This is a genomic window from Microvirga sp. VF16 (assembly GCF_016864375.1).
Taxonomy (GTDB): Bacteria; Pseudomonadota; Alphaproteobacteria; order Rhizobiales; family Beijerinckiaceae; genus Microvirga.
On the sequence record NZ_CP069356.1, the window covers coordinates 571,068 to 590,450 of the forward strand.

Annotated in this window: 23 protein-coding genes and 1 pseudogene; 15 read left to right on the top strand and 9 right to left on the bottom strand. The window is 61.6% G+C overall.

Translation table 11 applies throughout. From position 1 onward, the window contains the following. The 5 genes from JO965_RS35005 (at position 1) to JO965_RS35025 (ending at position 4,825) form a co-directional block, all read left to right on the top strand. On the top strand, positions 1-486 hold the full coding sequence (locus tag JO965_RS35005) for a transposase (protein ID WP_203445781.1): 486 nt from the start codon (positions 1-3) through the stop codon (positions 484-486). 22 nt (positions 487-508) lie between these two features. Further along, a complete protein-coding gene (tnpB, locus tag JO965_RS35010; RefSeq protein WP_371826970.1) occupies positions 509-835 on the top strand; it encodes an IS66 family insertion sequence element accessory protein TnpB in 327 nt (108 codons plus the stop codon). Between the two features lie 62 nt (positions 836-897). After that, positions 898-2,460, top strand: a complete 1,563-nt coding sequence (locus JO965_RS35015; RefSeq protein WP_203445782.1) for an IS66 family transposase — start codon at positions 898-900, stop codon at positions 2,458-2,460. 218 nt (positions 2,461-2,678) lie between these two features. After that, positions 2,679-3,599, top strand: a complete 921-nt coding sequence (locus tag JO965_RS35020; RefSeq protein ID WP_246777181.1) for an oxygenase MpaB family protein — start codon at positions 2,679-2,681, stop codon at positions 3,597-3,599. 155 nt (positions 3,600-3,754) lie between these two features. Next, positions 3,755-4,825, top strand: coding sequence for a class I SAM-dependent methyltransferase (locus JO965_RS35025; RefSeq protein WP_203446552.1), 1,071 nt, complete (start codon positions 3,755-3,757; stop codon positions 4,823-4,825). A 28-nt stretch (positions 4,826-4,853) separates the two neighbouring features. Here the strand turns inward: JO965_RS35025 and JO965_RS35030 are convergent, their stop codons facing one another. Beyond that, entirely contained in the window at positions 4,854-5,243 is a 390-nt protein-coding gene (locus JO965_RS35030) for a hypothetical protein (protein WP_203446553.1), read from the bottom strand. Positions 5,244-5,316: 73 nt separating this feature from the next. Here JO965_RS35030 and JO965_RS35035 point away from each other — a divergent pair, with 73 nt between their 5' ends. Beyond that, complete coding sequence (locus JO965_RS35035; RefSeq protein WP_203446554.1) at positions 5,317-5,745, top strand: hypothetical protein; 429 nt, start codon at positions 5,317-5,319, stop codon at positions 5,743-5,745. A gap of 43 nt (positions 5,746-5,788) precedes the next feature. Here JO965_RS35035 and JO965_RS35040 read toward each other — a convergent pair whose 3' ends face one another. Beyond that, on the bottom strand, positions 5,789-5,926 hold the full coding sequence (locus tag JO965_RS35040; RefSeq protein ID WP_203446555.1) for a NepR family anti-sigma factor: 138 nt from the start codon (positions 5,924-5,926) through the stop codon (positions 5,789-5,791). Between the two features lie 488 nt (positions 5,927-6,414). Here JO965_RS35040 and JO965_RS35045 point away from each other — a divergent pair, with 488 nt between their 5' ends. After that, a complete protein-coding gene (locus JO965_RS35045) occupies positions 6,415-7,212 on the top strand; it encodes an MBL fold metallo-hydrolase (protein ID WP_203446556.1) in 798 nt (265 codons plus the stop codon). Positions 7,213-7,498: 286 nt separating this feature from the next. Here the strand turns inward: JO965_RS35045 and JO965_RS35050 are convergent, their stop codons facing one another. The 3 genes from JO965_RS35050 to JO965_RS35060 all read right to left on the bottom strand — a co-directional run bounded on the left by JO965_RS35050 (position 7,499) and on the right by JO965_RS35060 (position 9,081). Then, positions 7,499-8,227, bottom strand: coding sequence for a Crp/Fnr family transcriptional regulator (locus tag JO965_RS35050; protein WP_203446557.1), 729 nt, complete (start codon positions 8,225-8,227; stop codon positions 7,499-7,501). Between the two features lie 93 nt (positions 8,228-8,320). Continuing rightward, positions 8,321-8,569, bottom strand: a complete 249-nt coding sequence (locus tag JO965_RS35055; RefSeq protein WP_203446558.1) for a hypothetical protein — start codon at positions 8,567-8,569, stop codon at positions 8,321-8,323. Positions 8,570-8,673: 104 nt separating this feature from the next. Beyond that, entirely contained in the window at positions 8,674-9,081 is a 408-nt protein-coding gene (locus JO965_RS35060; RefSeq protein WP_203446559.1) for a response regulator, read from the bottom strand. Positions 9,082-9,286: 205 nt separating this feature from the next. Here JO965_RS35060 and JO965_RS35065 point away from each other — a divergent pair, with 205 nt between their 5' ends. The 4 genes and pseudogenes from JO965_RS35065 (at position 9,287) to JO965_RS35080 (ending at position 12,391) form a co-directional block, all read left to right on the top strand. Continuing rightward, a complete protein-coding gene (locus JO965_RS35065) occupies positions 9,287-10,039 on the top strand; it encodes a Crp/Fnr family transcriptional regulator (RefSeq protein WP_203446560.1) in 753 nt (250 codons plus the stop codon). Continuing rightward, complete coding sequence (locus tag JO965_RS35070) at positions 10,036-10,281, top strand: hypothetical protein (protein ID WP_203446561.1); 246 nt, start codon at positions 10,036-10,038, stop codon at positions 10,279-10,281. The genes JO965_RS35065 and JO965_RS35070 overlap by 4 nt, the downstream gene beginning before the upstream one ends. A 145-nt stretch (positions 10,282-10,426) precedes the next feature. Next, a pseudogene (locus JO965_RS35075) lies at positions 10,427-11,721 on the top strand (ISNCY family transposase). A 415-nt stretch (positions 11,722-12,136) separates the two neighbouring features. Then, the gene (locus JO965_RS35080; protein WP_246777182.1) at positions 12,137-12,391 is read left to right on the top strand and encodes a DUF2934 domain-containing protein; all 255 of its coding nucleotides are present in this window, start codon (positions 12,137-12,139) and stop codon (positions 12,389-12,391) included. A gap of 304 nt (positions 12,392-12,695) precedes the next feature. On the opposite strand, the gene JO965_RS35085 is transcribed toward JO965_RS35080, so the two are convergent. Together JO965_RS35085 and JO965_RS35090 are read right to left on the bottom strand one after the other, a co-directional pair. Further along, complete coding sequence (locus tag JO965_RS35085; protein ID WP_203446563.1) at positions 12,696-12,899, bottom strand: hypothetical protein; 204 nt, start codon at positions 12,897-12,899, stop codon at positions 12,696-12,698. A 185-nt stretch (positions 12,900-13,084) separates the two neighbouring features. Beyond that, the gene (locus JO965_RS35090; protein WP_203446564.1) at positions 13,085-13,810 is read right to left on the bottom strand and encodes a hypothetical protein; all 726 of its coding nucleotides are present in this window, start codon (positions 13,808-13,810) and stop codon (positions 13,085-13,087) included. Between the two features lie 437 nt (positions 13,811-14,247). On the opposite strand from JO965_RS35090, the gene JO965_RS49720 reads away from it, so the two are divergent. Both JO965_RS49720 and JO965_RS35100 read left to right on the top strand, forming a co-directional pair. Then, positions 14,248-14,325, top strand: a complete 78-nt coding sequence (locus tag JO965_RS49720) for a hypothetical protein (protein WP_371826993.1) — start codon at positions 14,248-14,250, stop codon at positions 14,323-14,325. After that, complete coding sequence (locus JO965_RS35100) at positions 14,318-14,866, top strand: sigma-70 family RNA polymerase sigma factor (RefSeq protein WP_203446566.1); 549 nt, start codon at positions 14,318-14,320, stop codon at positions 14,864-14,866. The genes JO965_RS49720 and JO965_RS35100 overlap by 8 nt, the downstream gene beginning before the upstream one ends. 155 nt (positions 14,867-15,021) lie before the next feature. Here JO965_RS35100 and JO965_RS35105 read toward each other — a convergent pair whose 3' ends face one another. Next, the gene (locus tag JO965_RS35105; RefSeq protein WP_203446567.1) at positions 15,022-15,510 is read right to left on the bottom strand and encodes a DUF4142 domain-containing protein; all 489 of its coding nucleotides are present in this window, start codon (positions 15,508-15,510) and stop codon (positions 15,022-15,024) included. A 664-nt stretch (positions 15,511-16,174) separates the two neighbouring features. Here JO965_RS35105 and JO965_RS35110 point away from each other — a divergent pair. Beyond that, on the top strand, positions 16,175-18,346 hold the full coding sequence (locus JO965_RS35110) for an NAD(P)-dependent oxidoreductase (RefSeq protein WP_203446568.1): 2,172 nt from the start codon (positions 16,175-16,177) through the stop codon (positions 18,344-18,346). Between the two features lie 47 nt (positions 18,347-18,393). Here JO965_RS35110 and JO965_RS35115 read toward each other — a convergent pair whose 3' ends face one another. After that, positions 18,394-18,672 (bottom strand): hypothetical protein, encoded by a 279-nt coding sequence (locus JO965_RS35115; RefSeq protein ID WP_203446569.1) that lies wholly within the window; start codon positions 18,670-18,672, stop codon positions 18,394-18,396. Positions 18,673-19,047: 375 nt separating this feature from the next. On the opposite strand from JO965_RS35115, the gene JO965_RS35120 reads away from it, so the two are divergent. After that, complete coding sequence (locus JO965_RS35120) at positions 19,048-19,326, top strand: hypothetical protein (RefSeq protein WP_203446570.1); 279 nt, start codon at positions 19,048-19,050, stop codon at positions 19,324-19,326. Positions 19,327-19,383: the final 57 nt, after the last annotated feature.

A 19,383-nucleotide genomic window follows, 5' to 3' on the forward strand; every position in this document is an offset into this window, starting at 1 on the left:
ATGTCAGAGATGGAGCCTCGTCGTCGACGCAGTTGGACCACGGAGGAGAAGTGGCGGCTTGTCGAGGAGGCCAGGCTCCCGGGAAACGCTGTCGCGGAGGTGGCTCGTCGGCACGGCGTCAACAACAATCAGCTTTTCGGTTGGATCCGGGCGGCAGAAGCGGGCCAACTGGGCCCCCGGCCGGCTCCTCTGATCCTTGTACCGAAGGCTTCGACGCACAATGAGTTCATTCCGATCGGGGTCTTCGGGACGTGCGACGACGAAGGGCCCGCGATCACGATGCCGGCTCTTCGCCCGCCGGACACCAGTCCGGTGGAGAGTTCAGCACAGTCGAGAGCCGATCGGTCGACCAGAACGTCGACGCTGGAGGAGCGGCCTGGCGTGATCGAGATCGACCTGCCAGGCGGCGCGCGCGTTCGGGTTGACGCCTTTGTCAACGAGCGGGCGCTTCGGCGGGTTCTGGCGGCCCTCGGGGCGAAGTCGTGACCAGATCGCTGCGGGAACGAAGGTGTCTCTGGCCTGCCAGCCGGTCGACATGCGTCGGGGGTTCGACGGTCTGTCCGCGGAGGTCGTCAACCGGATGAACGCCGATCCCTATTCCGGCCATCTGTTCCTCTTCCGCGGGAAAAGAGGCGACTATTTGAAAGCTCTCTATTGGGACGGAACCGGCATGTGTCTTTTTGCCAAGCGATTGGAACATGGCAAGTTCGTCTGGCCGTCGCTTGTCGATGGCGTGCTGCAAATGTCGGCGGCACAACTCGCTCTTCTCATCGAAGGGATGGATTGGCGGCGGACGCTGATGCCCGAGCGTCTGCCAAAACCGACAATGGCCTGATAACATACTGTTTTTACATATAAAAACGTAGCTGCATCGGGCCGCTTGTGCTAGAGAAACAGATGTCTCTTGCTGCTCCCGATGTGCTGGCCGAACTGGAGGCGTTGCGCGCTTTGACCGCGCAGTTGCAGGCGGAGCTTTATGCCAAGAACCTCTATATCGAAAAGCTGAAGGCGCAGCTCGCGAGCCTGAAGCGCGCCCGCTTCGGCCGCTCCTCGGAGAAACTCGACCATCTCATCGAGCAATTGGAACTGGCGATTGCCGATCTGGAAGAGAGCGAGGCTCATGCTGACATTGAGCGGACGGCAGCGGGGCCAATCGCATCCTCCCCATCGGCTGGCGCGACGGCAAAACCGTCGCTGGGCCGCAAGCCGCTACCGGCCCATCTGCCGTGTGAGACGATCGTGCACGAGCCGAATTGCACCTGCCCGAATTGCGGCGGAAGCATCTTCAGCACGATCGGCACGGATGAACGTGAGGTGCTGGAATATGTGCCCTCGCACTTCAAGCGGGTCGTCCACCTTCGTCCGAAGTTGAGCTGCCGCACCTGCGAGACGATCGTTCAGGCGCCGATGCCATCGCTGCTGATCGAGCGCGGTCGACCTGGTCCCAGCCTTCTCGCCCATGTCCTGGTCTCCAAGTATTGCGATCATCTTCCCCTGCACCGCCAGAGTGACATCTATGCGCGCGAAGGCGTCGATCTCGATCGCTCGACGCTGGCCGGCTGGGTCGGGGCCATGGCAGCGCTGCTTCAGGTCTTGAGTGACAGGATCGGAACCCATGCCCGCGCCGGCGAAACGGTGCATGCTGACGACACCCCCGTTCCAGTGCTCGACCCTGGACGCGGCAAGACCAAGACCGGCAGGCTTTGGACGGTTGTGCGGGATGAACGTCCATGGGGATCGGCCGTGCCGCCCGCGGCTTTCTATGCCTATTCTCCAGATCGCAAAGGGGAGCGTGCCCAGCACCTGCTGTCGCAATGCCGTGGCTTCCTGCATGCCGATGCCTATGCCGGCTTCGACAAGTTCTATGCAGGCCATCCACTCACCGGCGAGACGCGCCTGATTCAGGTGGCCTGTTGGGCCCACGCCCGCCGCGATCTGTACAACGAGTTCCTCCGCAATCGCTCGCCTTCGGCGGAACGGGCATTGGACCTCATCTCCGACCTGTTTGCGGTTGAAGCCGGGATCAACGGTTTGGATCCAGAAACGCGGCTCGCTGCGCGCCGAGCCAGGTCGGTCCCTCTTCTGGAAATCCTGAAGAGCCATCTCGACACGACGCTCACGCGCATCAGCGGCAAAAGCGAATTGGCCGAGGCGATCCGCTATATGACCTCCCGCTGGAAGGCTCTCACGGTTTACGCCACGGACGGGCGGCTTGAGATGAGCAACAATGCCGCTGAGCGGGCCATCAGACCTTTGGCCCTGGGCCGGAAGAACTATCTCTTCAGCGGTTCCGATGCCGGTGGCAATCGCGCAGCGGTCATCTACACCATCGTCGAAACCTGCAAAATGAACGGCGTCAACCCGCAAGCCTATCTTGCTGACGTCATCGAGCGCATTGCTGATCACCCGGCCAACAGGGTCGATGAACTCCTTCCATGGAACTGGATGCCACGGTCTTAGTGTCCACTTGGCCATGAGTGGACAGGATCCGGTCCCAGCCCGCGGCCATCACGCCACGCTTACCTTGTTCCGGCCCCTAGGAGGAGGAACCAGACGTTCCTGAAGGATAGGGTATTTCCTGATTGAGCCTGAGCCGACGCTCCGCCTCAGAGGGTGGCAAGATGTGGTAGGCGCAACCTTTTGCGCCCAGGCTGCATTGAAGGGTCGGAGACAGCACCGTGACTCACAGTTCGGGCGCGATCCTCCTGCCCGGTCCGCTCCAACGCCAGATCGATGAGCTGGCGCAATCCTTCCTGCAGCCGCAGCCGACCGTCGATTTTTCCAGGCCGAAGGAAGAACCGGCGCTGATCCCGCCCGATTCCATCTCCTGGCGCATGTTCAAAAATCCTGTTGCCGTGTTCATTGGCGGCGTGACGGCCGTTCTGCTCGAATTTGCCGAGCCGCGCGTGCGGGATGGCGTCTGGCAGCACAGTAGTTTCCGCACTGATCCACTCACACGCCTGCAGCGGACCGGCCTCGCCGCCATGGTCACTGTCTACGGCCCCCGCAGCAAGGCTGAAGCGATGATCGCGGGCGTGGTCAGGCGGCATGAGCGTGTGACAGGCTGGACCAGTGAGGGCGAGCCTTACCACGCCAACGAGCCGGCGCTGCTCGACTGGGTGCAGGCAACAGCAGGCTTCGGCTTCACGGAGGCCTATCACGCCTATGTGCGCTGCTTGACGGCGGATGAGCGGGGGGCTCTCTTCGCCGAGGCCCTGCCGAGCGCGCGGCTCTACGGCGCCACCGGCGCGCCCGCCTCACAAGAGGAACTCGACGCCCTGTTCGAGGTGATGAGGCCCAGGCTCGTCGCCTCGCCGGTCATCTTCGAGTTCCTGGAGATCATGGAGCACGTCCCGATTCTGCCAATACCCGCGCGACCGGTTCAGCGGGTGCTTCTCAAGGCAGCGGTCGAGATCCTGCCCATCTGGCTGCGGGAGCGCCTTGGGCTTGGATCTCGCTGGACGCTGCGGCCGACAGAGCGCGCCATCGTGCGTGCCCTGGCGTTGGCGAGTGACCGCCTCATCCTGCGGTCGTCCCCGGCCATCCAATCCTGCCGCCGCCTGGGCCTGTCCGATGCTTATCTCTATCGTCGCTGGTGAACCGGATAGTGTCTCGTGATGCACGCCCTTCGGAGGCTGAAGTCAGCGCCATCAGGCATCATCGACTGACACGGATGAATTGCGCACTCCGAGTGACCTGCTTGCGGATCCTGGTTGAGGCGATCACACTTTCTATCCCATGAGCGGAGGGAAGAATGGCCGGTCCCCTTACCCGCTTTGCCATCCGTGCCGCGTACCATGCCAGACAGCTGCCCCGGTTTGCCTGGTATGCGGCCCATGCTGCTGCCGTCAGCCGCCTTGCAGCGAAAGCCCGGAAAGAGGAGGGGGAGAGCAAGCGCCCTCGGGCCCATACCGCGGCGCCTGTGCCGGACCGCGACAGCCTCTATGAGGACATGGCCGCGCTGTTCCGGCAGGACCTCGCCAATGTCGAGGCCGGCATCTATCCCCTTCCTGCTGATCACGATGGCTCCCTGGTGACGCGCCTTCGCCGCTCCAGCCTCTTCTTCGAGGACCTGCCAAGTGTTCACCACCGGCGCGAGAGCGGCGGGCACAGCGAGGTTCTCACTGAGGAAACCCGGGGCAAGCGGCCGCGCTACTATCTCCAGAACTTCCATTTCCAGACCGGCGGCTGGATGACCGAGGACTCGGCCCAGCGCTACGACACGCAGGTTGAGGTGCTGTTCAGCGGGACCGCCAATGCCATGCGGCGGCAGGCGCTGCCGCCGCTGCAGCAGGTTTTTGCCGGGCGGGATCAGCGCCAGCTGCGCCTGCTCGACGTTGGCTGCGGCACCGGGCGCTTTCTCGACTGCGCCAAGCAGGTCTGGCCGCGGCTACCCTGTCTCGGGATCGATCTGTCGGAGGCCTATGTCCGGGAAGCTAAGCAGCACCTGCAGCGCTGGTCGTGGCTGAATCTCGTCGTGGCCAACGGGGAGGCGATCCCGCTGCCGGACGCCAGCCAGGATGCGGTGACGAGCATCTTCGTGTTCCATGAACTGCCGCCCCAGGTCCGCCGCACCGTTTTCCGGGAGTTCGCCCGGGTGCTGAAGCCCGGCGGCCGCCTGGTTCTGGTGGACTCGCTGCAGCGCGGTGACAAGCCGGAGTATGACGGCCTTCTGGAGCTGTTTCCGCAGAATTACCACGAGCCATATTTTGCTGGGTACATCGAGGAGGACTTTGGGGCGCTGGCCAGAGCGTGTGATCTGACCCACACGCGTGACGAAACAGCATACGTCTCGAAGGTAATGGTCTTCGACAAGCCGAGTTGATGGCGGACTTCTAACGCCGCCGCGTCGCTCAGGCAGGTCGAGAGAAGGTTATCAACTTGGCACACACTTGCTCCACCACAGCTGAGGAAGCGCACTGCCCGGGCAGGAAAGTCACGGTCTGCGCCAGGCTCGGCATGGGCACGGTGGGCCATCCCAGGACAATGATACCGAGGTGCGGCCACCGCCGTGTGACGTAGCGTGCGAGATCGAGTCCGCTGAGGCAGCCGGGCATGTCGCTCTCTGTGATCACCAGGCGGATGTCGTTGCGGCATTCGAGGTAGCTGAGGGCCTCGTCGGTGCTGGCGACCTCAATGACGTTGATGCCATTGGCGATCAGGCCATCTGCCGTGGCCATGCCGATCTCTCGCCCGCGCCGGGCCAGCAGGACTAGAGTTTCCAAAGCTTGGGCACGCGTCATCCCGTGCCTCCTGCGGACCCCCAATATACCAGATCTGCTTGGAGAAGGGCGGCCGAGTGCCCATATAGACTGCATGCCGCCCAAGGGATCTTCGCCCCGCACCCTCGACCTGTTCGAGTACACCCTGACGGTACCGACGCCGTCGGAACTGGCTGTCTCGGCCAAGCCGCCGGCGCTTGCCAGCTTGTCGGACGTCCAACTGGCCCAGCAGCTCGGCCAACTGCTGGAAGAAGTGCAGCGCCGCATGGGGAAGGGCAGGGGAACCGGATCGGAGCTGGAGGCGGCGGTGAAACAGGCCTGCGAGTCGCTCCAACGCCTCGTCCTCAGCTCTCCACGCCAAGACAGGCCCTCAAGGTCCAGCAAGACTTCCTCTGTGCTGCAGGAGGGGCAACGCAAGGCAGTGCGGGCCGCCCTTGCGGCAGGCGTGGCGCCGACCCAAGTCGCCAAGCACTTCGGCCTGTCGCTGGCCTCCGTGCGCAAGGTGCTCGAAGAGCGCCTTTAGGCTAAGACAGTCGGGCTGTGGGTGCTCGGCGATGTCAGCTGCATCATGAATCCTCGTCGGGTTGCGGCTTGTTCAGGCGCTTAAGCAAATCGAGGAAGTGGTCAGGGACAGGCTCCTCCTTGAGCTCATCATACATGACGCGCAGCTGCTCGCCGATGAGATCCTGGATCGACCGGCTCACTGATCCTCGGCCATGGCCGTTTCCATCTTTGCATCGTCGCCAGAAGGCACTTCACCATTCCCTCTGTCAGAGCGGAATCCAAGTCGAACCCGCAACCGCGCCTGGGGCATCGTCTCAGGCCCATGTCCGGTCAGCCTCTTCACCGCTGATGATCTATTGCGTACCGGGCGGCCGGATGATCGGCACATCCAGGGACAAGGCCGGAGGTTCTCCCTCAAGAGCATCACTCTCTGATGGGTCGAGCAGATCGAGTGGCGGAATGTCAGGTGTAGGCTCGGAGGGAATATCCGCTGGCGGCAGAGGCGGAATGTCGGGCTCTGGCAAGTGGACATGGATCGCACCGTTTGCTGATCTTCCTATTCGAAATCGCCATGAAGGGCCGTGTGTTCCGCATGTAGACGTATAGGCTGCTGCTCGTAAGTTTTGAGCTTGGCTGAGAGCTTCGGGATCACCTGCCCTGCCGCCAGTCCAAATCAACGGAGGCGTCGATGCTGAGCTTCACTCGAGTTGCCGGTTCGGTTGCGGTCTTCGTCGGCTTGAGCCTCGCCTTACCAGCCTCTGCCGCCGAGCCGGAGAGTTGCCCAGGGTTGATCGCCTCCCGAAACACTCTGTTCTCCAGGGCGGCTTTGCGCCAGGACGAGATTGGCTTGACCTTCATTGGGCACGCCACCTTTCTGCTCGAGACGCCACAGGGGGTGCGGATTGCCACTGACTACAATGACGGCACGCGCCCGCCCGTCATGCCCGATGTGGCCACGATGAACAAGGCGCATTCCACCCACTTCAGCTATCGCCCCGATCCAGCCATCAAGCATGTGCTCAGGGGCTGGAACCCGGCCGGAGGTCCCGCCATCCACGACCTGACGGTGCAGGATGTGCGCATCCGCAATGTCTCGACCCACATCCGCAGCTCTGGCGGGGCAACGGAATACGACGGCAACTCGATCTTCGTGTTCGAGACCGCTCAGTTGTGCATCGCCCATCTCGGCCATCTGCATCACACCCTTACGCCCGAGCACCTGAAGAAACTCGGGCGCATCGATGTTCTCTTGGTGCCGGTGGATGGCGGCTACACGCTGGAGACCTTCGACATGATGGAGGTGCTGCGCGCGGTCAATGCACCTCTCATGATCCCGATGCATTTCTTCGGCTCGTCGACCCTCAACCGGTTTCTCGCCTCCGCCCGAGCGTACTTCCCGGTGGAGTTCAGCGACACGGCAGCCATCATCCTGTCGCGCGCCACGCTGCCGAAGAACCCGAAGATCCTGGTGCTGCCAGGGCATTGAACGATTGCCGGACATCTCTGACTCAGACACTCTGACTTTAATCAGAGGGTCCTGGGTTCGAGTCCCAGCGCGCTCACCACCTTAAACCCTTAACCGGCAAGGGTTTTTCGATCTCAATAAAGAGAGTGCCCTTCTATAAAATCGGATTGGGGTAACGCTTAGGGTAACAAAGGATGCTCGATTAGGCATCCTTGGACAACGATTCTGATCTTGACACTATCACCGACAGGCAGAAGCCTTGGTTCGCGGCTCCATTCTGTGGCCTATGCGGAATTGCTGGGCGGACTTACGTGCCCGGTTTCGGTGGTGGGTAGCGGCCCGGCATCACGCGCTGGATCCGGCCGTAGCACTCGCACACCGTCTCCTCGAGACCGGCCCGGTCCGTCACCGTGATGCTCCCGCGTCCCTGCTGAATCAGCCCCGCCGTTTGCAGGGTGCGCGTCACCACGCTCACGGTCGAGCGTTGCACGCCCAGCATCTCGGCCAGGAACTCATGCGTGAGCGACAGGGTATCGTGCTCCGCCCGGTCATGCATCATCAGGATCCAGCGGCAGCAGCGCGCCTCCACCGGATGAACGGCGTTGCAGGTCAGGATCTGGAATGTCTGCGCGAGCAGGACCTCGCCGTAGCCGGCGATCACCTGCCGCAGCTTGGGGTGGGCGTTGCGCACCTCATTCAGCGGCTCAATTGCAACGCGCGAGGCGGTGCCGGCCATCTGCACCACATACCGCCCAAAGGCCTCCCGGCTCACGAGGGCGCTGAGCAGGCCCACGACACCGCCGCGCCCGAACAGGGCCACCTCGACCGTGGTGTCGTCCTCCAGCACATTCACCAGCGACACCACGGCGTGGTGCGGGAAGTAGGCGTGGCGGATGGGATCACCGGCTTCGTAGAGCACCTGCTTCAGGGGCAGCTCGACCACCTCCAGGTGGGGCTCCAGAGCCGCAAAGTCCTCCGGCTCCAGCGCCGCCAGGAGCCAGTTCGTGCGGTGGTCGGGTTGCGGAGCGTCGGTCATGGCCACTCCCTCCTCCGCTCAGATAACACGGTCGGGGGCAAATCATTCCAGCGTGGCCGGTTTCATCCTGCGGCTTATGCGAAATTGTCCGGCCTAACCTTGTGCCGTGGTCGGGTATTCGACGACCAAGGAGAGCGTGGCTCGGATCACGATCTGTCCGGCAGCGTCTCTTACGCTGACGATGAAAGTGCGCTGATCGCCGTCAGGGAGTTCATCCCATACCATCTGTGGCAGTTCTTCCTGAGCGACGACTTTAGCCGCCTCGAGGTCCTCCAGTTCCTGCCCCTGCTCATCGGGGGCAAAAAATTCGCCGTCGTGGGTGTCGAAGAAAAAGCGGGGCACTGGCACTCCGGCGCTGGAAAGGACGCCTATCAACGCCCGATGCCGTGCTCACAGTTCCATACCGACCTTCTGCGAAAGCTGAGATTCACTGCGACGGGTAAAGCTCAAGAATGAAGAATAGGTGCTGAGGGCGCTCGCCCCGATACGGCCATGAGAGTCTTCAGCACCACCTTCAACAAATCGTCCCGGCTCGTCGGCTTCTCGAGCCACGGCGCAGCCTGAAGCTCGGATGGCATTCTATCGCCGTGAGGGTATCCAGAGTAGATGATGAAGGGGATGGCACGTCTGTTGAGCTCTCGTGCCAGTTCGGTGGCAGGACCACCCTTGAGCATGAAGTCAACAATGGCGATGTCGGCTGTGTTGGCCTCCAGCCAGGCTCGTGCCTCGGCCATGGAAACCACTGTCTGCACGGTGATACCGGCATCCTTCAGGTAGGTTTCAATCGACATGGCGATGAGTGTCTGATCTTCGATAACCAAGCAGTGGGGTTGATAGGTCATTTCTGTGCTCATGCTCTCCTGTTAAAGGAGGAGGGAGCCACCAACATTTACATAAGTGGGTCGGAGCCGCGCCAAATCGTCCTCACACCCATCGAAAAAGTAACATAGATCAAAGACTGACACTTACATGTCTGAAAAGGTGGCTTTATCATCACCTATGGCCACGTTTTGGGTGCTGATCCCTGGAAATGCTTCCGCCGGCAAAGGAGAAGCAGCTATGGTGCCTGCACCTTTACTATCGCCCGATTACCATCCGCTGATCCGAAAGCTTGAGAGCATCTTCCCGCTCAACGATGAGGAGCGGCAGGCGCTCTTGGACCTGCCGATGCAGGTCAGTGTCATCAAGGAGGATCAGGACATCGTGCGTGAGGGCGACCGGCCCTCGCGGTCGTTTGCCATCCTGAGCGGCTTCACCTGCGCCTACAAGATGACCGGAGACGGCAAACGCCAGATCGTGACCTTCAGCATCGCTGGTGACATACCCGATCTCCAGAGCCTGCACCTGAAGGTGCTCGACATCAGCGTGGCGACCCTGACCCCGTGCACCGTCGGCTTCATCGAACACGAGGCTCTATGGGATCTCTGCACGCGTCATCCACGGATCGCTGCCGCCTTCTGGCGCGAGTGCCTCGTGGAGGGCGCCATCTTCCGCGAGTGGGTGCTCAATGTCGGACGCCGCGAAGCCTATCACCGCATGGCGCACATCATGTGTGAGCTGCTGGTGCGCCTGCGGGCCGTGGGACTGGCCGAGGACCATGTCTGCGAACTGCCCATTACACAGGTCGAGTTTGCCGATGCCCTTGGCATCACGACGGTTCACGTCAACCGGGTAATGCAGCAACTCCGCGCCGATGGCCTGATCAAGACCAACGGTAGTCGCCTGAATATTCCCGACTGGGAGAGGTTTAAGGAGGCAGGCGACTTTGATCCGACCTACCTCCACCTCAGACGGGACGAGGCCATTGCATGAGCTTCACCCTTCAGCCGGTGCGCGTAGCAACAGGCGCAGACGAAGAGGGCAGGCTGGTGTTTGACGAGGAGCAGCGGCTTGTGGCGGTGCTGACCCATCTGGCGGAAGCCAACGAGGTGGCACCGGATCATTGGTATCTGGAGGCCGGGTTTGGCCCGGTAGGTGAGATCAGTCGCCCGACCTTTGCGGATCTGGAGGCCGCCCAGGATTGGCTCGACGAGCGCCTTGCAAGTGGGCGGTAAGCGCTCTGCTACTCAGATACGCTACTTCTGTTCCATAAACGGCCTTATCGGAAACACATCTGTAGAACCCCGTTAGAAAGGTCACTCCTCTCCCCGTTACCAATGTCACTCTCCCTGGGTGATCGTGCTGGGGAGATTGGATCTGATGACGGTGATCGGGATGAGCCGGGCGGAGATCGATCGGGTTCACATTCTGCGGGACGTCGTGGCGAAGCGGATTACGGTGCGCGAGGCCGCCCAGCTGCTGCGGATTACGCGGCGCCAGGTGTTCCGATTGCTCAAGGCCTATCAGGCCGACGGTCCGGCAGCGTTAGTGTCGTCACGCCGCGGTAAGCCCAGCAACCGCTCCTATCCGGCGGTGCTGCGAAGCGAGGTGCTGGCGCTGATCACGGCCACCTATGCCGATTTCGGTCCGACCCTCGCCTGCGAGAAGCTCGCCGAGCGGCACGGCATCGATCTGGGCGTCGAGACGATCCGGCGCTGGATGATCGCTGCGGGCCTGTGGCAGGACCGCAAACAGCGGCTCAAACGCGTGCACCAGCCGCGCCATCGGCGCGACTGCGTTGGCGAGTTAATCCAGATCGACGGCTCCGAGCACTACTGGTTCGAGGATCGCGGCCCGCCCTGCACGCTGCTGGTCGACATCGACGATGCCACGAGCCGGCTGATGCATCTGAAGTTCGTCGAGACCGAGTCGACCTTCGACTATTTCAGATCGACCCGGGAGTACCTGGAGGCTTACGGCAAGCCGGTGGCGTTCTACGCCGACAAGCATGCCGTCTTCCGCGTCAACGGCAAAGGAGCGGTGGGAGGTGACGGCATGACCCAGTTCGGACGGGCGTTGCATCAGCTCAACATTGACATCATCTGCGCCAATGCTCCGCAGGCCAAAGGCCGCGTGGAGCGCGCCAACGGTACCTTGCAGGGCCGGCTGGTCAAGGAGCTGCGGCTGGCCGGGATCTCGACTCTGGAGGCGGGCAATGCCTTCCTGCCGGCGTTCATGGCGGACTTCAACCGCCGCTTTGCCAAGGCACCCTCCAGCGACAAGGACCTGCATCGCCCGCTCAGCGACGACGATGGGCTGGATGATGTGTTCGCCTGGCGGGAGGAGCGGACGGTCTCGCGCAGCCTGACCCTGCAGTACGACCAGGTGTTGTTCATTCTCGAGCCAAACGCGATCACGCTGTCCCTCGCCCGCCAGCGGGGACCGTCTACGACTATCCGGATGGGCGCTTTGCCATCAAGCACAAGGGCCTGGAGCTGCCGTACAGACCCTTTGACCGCCGCCAGCAGGTGGATCAGGCGGCGATTGTCGAGAACAAGCGGCTGGGGCCGGTTCTGGCCTATATCGCCGAGCGGCAGAAGGAGCTCGACATGAGCCGGAGCAACAGCGCCCCGCGGCGCCGGGGCCAAGGCAAGAGCCTGTTCAAGGTGGGCTGAGCTCTCAGCAATCACTCCCCGGAGGTGACATCTCTAATGAGGACAATCAGAGACTTGTCTAATGAGTTCTGACAACATCTATCCTCTCACCTGTAGGCTGTTGACGGTTCAATGTGAGGGATAGTGTGAGCCCGAATGGTCGCCCAATGACGCTTCTCAGAAGAAACGCTTTGGTCCGGTCATGAGGCGCGAAGCGGACCTTCATTTCATTTGCTGTTCGTTACGCTTTTACCCGTTCCAGACATAAACCTTGTGAAATTTTGCCAGAACAATAAGTGCGCGACACGGCGATGCTGCTTTCATGAGCAGCTTTATCGATGGCACCGTCGAGACCTCCCGCCAGCGGTAGCAACGGTGCGAGTGAACCTTCTCTAGGTCCGATCATTGAAGGATGTCGAGGAAAAGGATGACGATCATGTCCGACACGATGTCTCCCACAGCCATCGCCGCCAGCCAGGATGAGCGTATCCGGCAAAGGGCTTATGAGATCTGGGAAAGTGAAGGCCGCACCGGAGATCCTGAGGACCATTGGTTCAGGGCCGAGCACGAGCTTGCTGGCCAAAGCCAGGAGCGACCCGACGCAATCCTGGAGGATGCCCCACCGGCCGCCGCAGTGGAAGCAAACTCTGCCGCAGCCGGCGAGATCGCGGATGAACGGTGGGCCGATTAGCTGATCAAGCCACCTGACTTTGGCCCTGCACCATCCAAGAGGTGACTACGTCCGGGGACGGCGCATCCGGCTCTTCGAGTCGCTCGGCCTTGTCAGCCGGATCGAGGTTTACGCCAAAGAGCGCGTAAGTTCATGCAGGCCGGCACGGGCATAGCGTGACGGAAACCAACAAGCTCCTTCAGAACTACGAACGGACACTCGAGGAGCGTGGTGCGGGCATCGGCTCCTCGTTCTATCCCATATCGCGCCCCAAGATGGCCTTGAGGCAATTCACCTGTACGATCCATAGAGGAACTTTATCGACCTACGCGCCATCCTTCTGCGCGTGCGACGTAGTGTTTTCATCGTCCCGGGACCCCGCTGTGATCAAGGCGGTTGGCCCAGGCGTGTCGGACTTGAAGGTCGGAGACCGCGTCGTCGTGCGGCGGGCGACTTGCGCCAGCGCTGCCTTCTCCTCCTCGGACAATTTGGTGAAGTTTTCCAGTTTGCGGATGAGCGGAGCAATCATGGTGTCCTCCTGCCCAATCCTGCCCGGGCTCGTTCCCTTATACACGGTTGAGGCGCTGCTCGGGTGGGATTCCACCAGCCCGGCTTGCGCACTCGGGCAGGAAGGCCGCTTGGATCGGGAGCATACTGCGAAGAGTTCCTTGCCAGCAGATACTGAGATGGCGCAGCGACCCAAAGTGCCTGCCTTCAGCTCTGAAGCTCTGGCGGGAGGGCCGCCATCTCCTCGTGGTCATGGTCAATCGGCACGAGGAAGGTGACAAATACGCTGTCATCTTCCGCGTCGTCATCAAACTCATTCCCGTCCGGGCCAGGATCCTCAAATACGTCAACTTCATGCCGGAAGGCCGACCGGACGGTCAGGGGCGCCTTCCCATCCCACAACGGCGTCCCGCTGCTGGTCATTGCCATCAGGTCATGCCTGAACTCCTCGCTTCCGAAAACATCCCGCGCCTGGGCTTCGTCAGCGTTCGTCGTGGCAATCGGGATACCGCCGATTTCAATCGTAAACATCGCTCCTCCTTTCCCGGTGAGGTTGCCGTTCAAGTTTCGGTTCGGTGGAGGCGGCTCAGCGTCTGGGTGAGTTCTTCCCGTGGGATTGGTTCCTCCAGCCACGGCACGTTTTTGAGTTCCTTCGGCAGGCTGGCGGTGAATGGCAGGCCCGAAGATGGCAAAGGGTGTGTTACGCCTCTTCAAGGCCTGGGCAATCGGCAGTGAGGTCCCATACCTGAGGGAGACGTCCAGCACTGCAATCTGCGGTGTGTTGTGCTCCAGCCACCGGAGGGCATCGGCGCAGGACGGGAATGGGCCGGCCACAGAAAATCCAGCGTCCTCCAGGTACGCTTCGAGCGACATGCCAATTAGCGCCTGGTCTTCAACGATCATGCAACAAGGGTTACTCATATCACTCACCATGTTAGGTCTCAGGCAATCCAAGGAGACGGAGAGCCCTGTCGCGGGGCATTCGGCAGGGCCCTCGCCGGGAATAATGGACGCGCGAACACCATCAGACGTAACCGTGGGCCTGATCGGGTATCCGCTCATTCACCCACGTGAAACGTGGCTGGAGTTTCTGACGCGCTTCCTGCCCGGTTTCGTCTATACAGGGCGGCCCGTGCTAAAGCTGATCATAGGTTAATGGCAGGCCTGCACGGCTCCTTTAGGGATGGATCATCACCCTTGAACCCGGAGGAGCGCCCGTGCTGATGATTGTACCCAGCTGCCCATCGGTGACATCCGACGAACTCCAAGAGCCTCAAGCGGGCACAAGCGATCATCTCCATAAGCCAGGCCTTCCACTCATGGTCACTGCCTGCCTTGGGGAGCAGCTGCGCGCCCACTACTCGCAGCTGATGGCCGAGCCCATCCCGGAGACCTTCCTCCAGATCTTGGAGGCGGTGGATCAAAAGGGGAGGGCAGGTCATGGTTGACCTCGCATTGCGCCAACAGATGCTGTCCGCCATCCCACACCTGCGCGCCTTCGCCATCTCCTTGTCCGGCGACATCACCTATGCGGACGATTTGGTCCAGACCGCCCTGATGCGGGGACTCGAATATCTCGACAAGTTCCAGCCCGGCACGAGCATGCAGGCTTGGCTCTTCACCATCCTGCGCAATCGGTTCTACACTGAGATCCGCCGCCGGCGCCGCGAGGTGCCGGACCCGGATGGCATAATGGCCGGGAGCCTGTCAGTCCTACCCGAGCAGGGCGCTCGCCTAGATCTCAACGACATGCTGACGGCGCTGGCTCAGCTCAGTGTCGACCAGCGCGAGGCCCTGTTGCTCGTGGGTGCAGAGGGTGTGTCGTACGAGGAGGCCGCAAGGATCTGCGGCACGACCGTGGGAACGATCAAGAGCCGCGTGAACCGGGCCCGCACTCGGCTGGTGGAACTGCTGGACCTTGTCCCCGAGGAAGACCTCGGCCCCGACCGCTTGGTCCAGGCAACCCTGGTCATGCATGCCTCATTTTAGGCTATGCCCGAGTGCTGCGGAACGCCGCTTCGGAGCCGCTGCTGCCGAAGTCGAGCAGAGGCCCGCAAACTAGCTCGACGCCCATAGCGATGACTTGCGTAGAGCCCTGACACGAGCGGCAAGCCAAGCACATCCTGCCGCACGTGTCGCAAGGCTCATTTCATCTTGGTTTGGATATCCTCCAACAAAGCTATGTGTTCGGTGATCACCCCACGGGCCATTTTCGCGACGTTCACATGTTCGCGGTTCTGCGGATTGCCTTGCAAATACTGCGTCTGCACCTGTAGCAGGCCTCTATGCCCTTCCATTTGCCCCTGAAGGTACTGGCGGTCGAAGGCCTCGCCGGGTTGTGTGTTCTGGAGCCTCTGGATCATCTCCCTGCTTTGACCATCCATCTGCATGGCTGGCGCGGTGGCACCAGATCCAGCACTTGGTTGAGCCGCTGATCCCGTTGCTGATGTCGCAGCAGGCTCCATCATGGAGCGAAGAACCTCGGAGAGGGTCGTCTGCTCCTGCACCTCGAATGTTGCGAACCTCTTCAGGTCGGCATTCTGTGTCTTTCGCTGCGCGATGCGACTGGTTTCCAGGGCCACTATACCCAGCTGCATCGTCTGCTGCATGTGCTGCATGTCTGTCTGTGTCATCGGTGCCCTGCCCGTGGGGCTTGCCCCGGATGAACCGGCGACTCCTGGTTGTCTAGTGGTTGAGGATCCGCTGGTCTGCGCCAGCGCGGGAGCGGTAACTGCGGCGGCCAAGCCTGCCAATACGAGGCGGCGATCCATACTATGTCTCCTGTTGTGGTTACGATGATCAAAAGAGGCAACAGCCCTGCGTACTTGCGCGGTACAAACGCTGCAGAACCGATTTTGTTAGGATCGTCACAACCCTATCGTTGCCGGGAGTGAACCGAGGTTAAGGCGACGATTGAAGGGGAGCCACGGCTTATTTGGCATTCGGATGGTGCCGACTGGTGTCCGCAGGCTCAAGCAATCCGATCATGTAGGGAATTGGACGCTCGTAGATCCCACCGGATGACGACAGCATCACGCGATGTCCGATTAACGGAGCGTTCCAGCACCACAACCTGTTTGTCTCTGGCACGCTGCCGTCGAGCGGATTTGTCTTGAGTTGAACGATCTCTTCTGAAAATTATACATGGAAATAACAAAAGTTAAAAATTAACATAGATTAGTTGAAGTATTTTTATCTAAAAATAAGCTTTGCTGGAACTTATTCAGCTTTTCTATTGTTCAAAATGTCTCTGTTCAATGGCTTCCGTCGTGGTTTGCCTGAGTGAGGAGACACATAATGGCAGACTGCGCCCGGCTCGCCCTTTGGGGTGGCCTCGAATGCTCCGTAGTGCGGATCGGCGACGATTTTCGTAACCAGCTCGAAGAGACCGGCCACCTTCAGCGCTTATCCGACCTTGATGCCATCGCCGCTCTCGGCATTCGTACTCTTCGCTATCCCGTCGTATGGGAGTGCATCGCGCCGGATCGTTCGGATATTTGTGATTGGAAGTGGACCGACGAGCGCTTCGCCCGTCTGCGAGAACTCGGCATCCGGCCCATTGCCGGCCTTGTCCACCATGGCAGCGGACCCCGCTACACTAGCCTGATTGATCCAGCATTCCCTGACCTGCTCGCCCGCCACGCCGAGCGCGTCGCCCAGCGCTACCCGTGGGTCGACATGTTTACACCTGTGAACGAACCGCTCACCACCGCCCGTTTCAGCGGCCTCTACGGCCATTGGTATCCGCACGGACGCGACAATCCAACCTTCCTGCGGTGCCTCATCACGGAATGCCGGGCGACGGTGCTCGCCATGCGCGCCATCCACCGGATCACGCCGCACGCCCAATTGATCCAGACTGAGGACATGGGCAAAACCTTCAGCACGGCGCTTTTGCGCGAGCAAGCTGATCATGAGAACGAGCGCCGGTGGCTCAGTCTTGACCTGCTGCTCGGGCGTGTGGACCGCTCGCATCCGTGGTACGAGATCTGCCTCCGCAGCGGCATCGAAGAACAGGAGCTGGATTTCTTCCTCGACGGGGATGGCGCGCCCGACATCATCGGGATCAACCACTACCCAACGAGCGAACGCTACCTCGACGACGCGATGGACCGCTATCCCGAGCACTTTCATGGCGGCAACGGGCGGCAGGCCTATGCGGATGTCGAAGCCGTGCGGATGGACCTGCCCCCTGCGGAGATCGGCTTCAAGGCCCGCTTGGCCGAGGTTTGGGAGCGCTATCGCAGCCCAATGGCGGTGACAGAGGCCCATCATGGCTGCACGCGCGAGGAGCAGGCTCGCTGGCTGATGGAGATCTGGCAGGACGTCCAGGATCTCAGGGGCATGGGCCACGACATCCGGGCAGTGACCGTCTGGTCGCTGTTCGGGGCAGTCGATTGGAACTCTCTCCTGGTCGCACGCAATGGTTTCTACGAGCCCGGCGCCTTCGACATCCGTGGCCCCGAGCCCCGCCGCACGGCCATCGGCCAAGCGGTCGAATCCTTGGCGCGCACGGGCGCCTTCGAGCACCCTGTGCTCGACCAGCCGGGTTGGTGGCGGCGCGACGGCCGGTACTACCATCCGCCGGCCCGGAAGGCCGCTCCTCCCACAAGGGCACGCCGTCCCATCTTGATCACTGGCGCAACCGGCACCCTCGGCCGCGCCTTTGCGCGCTTGTGCGAGTGGCGCGGCCTCAATCACGTGCTCTTGGCGCGTGGCGAGATGGACATCGCCGATCCCGCCTCGGTCGAGGCCGCGCTCGCACGGCATCGCCCTTGGGCCGTGATCAATGCGGCAGGCTACGTTCGTGTTGATGATGCCGCCCGCGAGCGGGATCTCTGCTTCCGAGCCAATGCTCTCGGAGCCGAAGCCATTGCGCAGGCTTGCGCCCATCTCGGATTGCCGGTGGTCGCCTTCTCGTCGGACCGGGTCTTCGATGGCAGACTTGGGCGTCCTTACCGGGAGACAGATCCCGTCTGCCCGGCCTGCGTGTACGGGGAGAGCAAGTCGGAAGCCGAGCAGCGCATCGCCAGCGCTCATCCCAAGGCTCTGATCATCCGCACCAGCGCCTTCTTCGGTCCATGGGACAGGGCCAACTTCGTCTACCGGGTGCTGAGTGCCTTTCATGCCGGGCGGTGTGTCAAACCAGCTGAGGGCATTGTCTCGCCCACCTATGTTCCGGATCTCGTCCATGCCACCCTTGATCTCCTGGTCGACGGCGAGCGGGGCCTCTGGCACTTAGCAAACCAGGGCATGACCTCGTGGGCCGAACTGGCCGAGCGCACCGCGGCCGAGGCCGGGCTGTCCTGGCAGGCAGGACCGCGGGTGGTGGAGGCTGCTGCACCGCTGACGGCCCTGACGAGTGAACGCGGTCTGATCCTGCCCTCCTTCGAGAGCGCCATCTCGCGCTATTTCCGGGACTGCGAGGTTGACTGGACAGCGCCCTCGATCCTTGAGGCGGCCGAATGACCGCAGGCACACCATGGGTTTGAGCGTGATGTCGCTTGCAGACGACGCTACTCGGATGTGGATGCGGCGTCGCGGAACATCTCCCTGAGTGCGCTCATCAGCATCGGCTGCGCCGGCCGACCCTCAGCCAGCGTGAGAAAGTCATTGATCCCGAAGCGCTGCGTATCACATGCTGCGGGGCCATCCTGATGGGGGCTCGCGTGGAGCCAGGTGTGTTCCACATACAGCCCCGGTGCGTCGGTATCGAGAACCAAGTGCCACCAGTCACCCGCATTCTCCGTCGGGCCATCTGCAGCAAAGGCCAACTCACGCTTGAAGACAGGCATCCGATTCCTCCAGTGAAGGGATCCCCGCAACTCCGGGCCGATCAGTGGGACAACGACGCAGAAGCGTCTGTGGATCAGAAGCGTGCGGAATTCGTGCTCCTGGCGGCTAGATCGGCGCAGGAGGGCTTGCAGAGGCCTCCGTGTCCACCCTGGTTCGGTTTCTTGTCGTTCTCACCATTCTCGTCGGGATCAAACAGGAATGCCAAGTCCGCGGGAACATGGGCAGGGCGCAGTTGTTTGTTGGCATTGCGAAAGAACGAAGGGCGATGCTGGCAGGAGCGTGTGCTCGTCGTCGAGGATGAAGCGCTTATGGCGGAAGGCCTCAGCGATTTCTTCACTGTGGCCCTAGGCCTACGTCCAGTCGACAGGTGATGAATGGAACCAGCCAGCCAACGCTCCCGGAACTGTTCCTGGTGCATGGTCTTCCGCTTCCTGCTCAAGCTCGCGATTTTCTCGCTCATCTGCAGCATCCAGATCGCGTCAGGAGGGCCGAACGTGTTCTTTAACCTGACGGCTCTTGCGGCGGGGGCCTGCATTGTCCTTGCCCTTCGCTCTCGTGAGCTTCCGCTCGGCCGGTCGCTCAACTATTGGGACGAAGCGCTTGTCGTCGGGCTGATCTCACATCTCGGCAAAGGTCATCCGGGGCTCGGCTGAGGGTGGTGCCACACTGTCCGGGCAGACTGACTTCTGCCCAGGGCTCTCGCCAGGGGC

Excerpts from the sequence above, each read along its gene's own strand:
- JO965_RS35105 (WP_203446567.1), bottom strand. The coding sequence starts at position 15,510 with ATGACACAGACAGACATGCAGCACATGCAGCAGACGATGCAGCTGGGT.
- JO965_RS35110 (WP_203446568.1), top strand. The coding sequence starts at position 16,175 with ATGGCAGACTGCGCCCGGCTCGCCCTTTGGGGTGGCCTCGAATGCTCC.
- JO965_RS35090 (WP_203446564.1), bottom strand. The coding sequence starts at position 13,810 with ATGGTGAGTGATATGAGTAACCCTTGTTGCATGATCGTTGAAGACCAG.
- JO965_RS35080 (WP_246777182.1), top strand. The coding sequence starts at position 12,137 with ATGTCCGACACGATGTCTCCCACAGCCATCGCCGCCAGCCAGGATGAG.
- JO965_RS35070 (WP_203446561.1), top strand. The coding sequence starts at position 10,036 with ATGAGCTTCACCCTTCAGCCGGTGCGCGTAGCAACAGGCGCAGACGAA.
- JO965_RS49720 (WP_371826993.1), top strand. The coding sequence starts at position 14,248 with ATGGCCGAGCCCATCCCGGAGACCTTCCTCCAGATCTTGGAGGCGGTG.
- JO965_RS35015 (WP_203445782.1), top strand. The coding sequence starts at position 898 with ATGTCTCTTGCTGCTCCCGATGTGCTGGCCGAACTGGAGGCGTTGCGC.
- JO965_RS35085 (WP_203446563.1), bottom strand. The coding sequence starts at position 12,899 with ATGATTGCTCCGCTCATCCGCAAACTGGAAAACTTCACCAAATTGTCC.
- JO965_RS35005 (WP_203445781.1), top strand. The coding sequence starts at position 1 with ATGTCAGAGATGGAGCCTCGTCGTCGACGCAGTTGGACCACGGAGGAG.
- JO965_RS35030 (WP_203446553.1), bottom strand. The coding sequence starts at position 5,243 with ATGACGCGTGCCCAAGCTTTGGAAACTCTAGTCCTGCTGGCCCGGCGC.
- JO965_RS35100 (WP_203446566.1), top strand. The coding sequence starts at position 14,318 with ATGGTTGACCTCGCATTGCGCCAACAGATGCTGTCCGCCATCCCACAC.
- JO965_RS35120 (WP_203446570.1), top strand. The coding sequence starts at position 19,048 with ATGGAACCAGCCAGCCAACGCTCCCGGAACTGTTCCTGGTGCATGGTC.
- JO965_RS35035 (WP_203446554.1), top strand. The coding sequence starts at position 5,317 with ATGCCGCCCAAGGGATCTTCGCCCCGCACCCTCGACCTGTTCGAGTAC.
- JO965_RS35050 (WP_203446557.1), bottom strand. The coding sequence starts at position 8,227 with ATGACCGACGCTCCGCAACCCGACCACCGCACGAACTGGCTCCTGGCG.
- JO965_RS35025 (WP_203446552.1), top strand. The coding sequence starts at position 3,755 with ATGGCCGGTCCCCTTACCCGCTTTGCCATCCGTGCCGCGTACCATGCC.
- JO965_RS35115 (WP_203446569.1), bottom strand. The coding sequence starts at position 18,672 with ATGCCTGTCTTCAAGCGTGAGTTGGCCTTTGCTGCAGATGGCCCGACG.
- JO965_RS35065 (WP_203446560.1), top strand. The coding sequence starts at position 9,287 with ATGGTGCCTGCACCTTTACTATCGCCCGATTACCATCCGCTGATCCGA.
- JO965_RS35060 (WP_203446559.1), bottom strand. The coding sequence starts at position 9,081 with ATGAGCACAGAAATGACCTATCAACCCCACTGCTTGGTTATCGAAGAT.
- JO965_RS35045 (WP_203446556.1), top strand. The coding sequence starts at position 6,415 with ATGCTGAGCTTCACTCGAGTTGCCGGTTCGGTTGCGGTCTTCGTCGGC.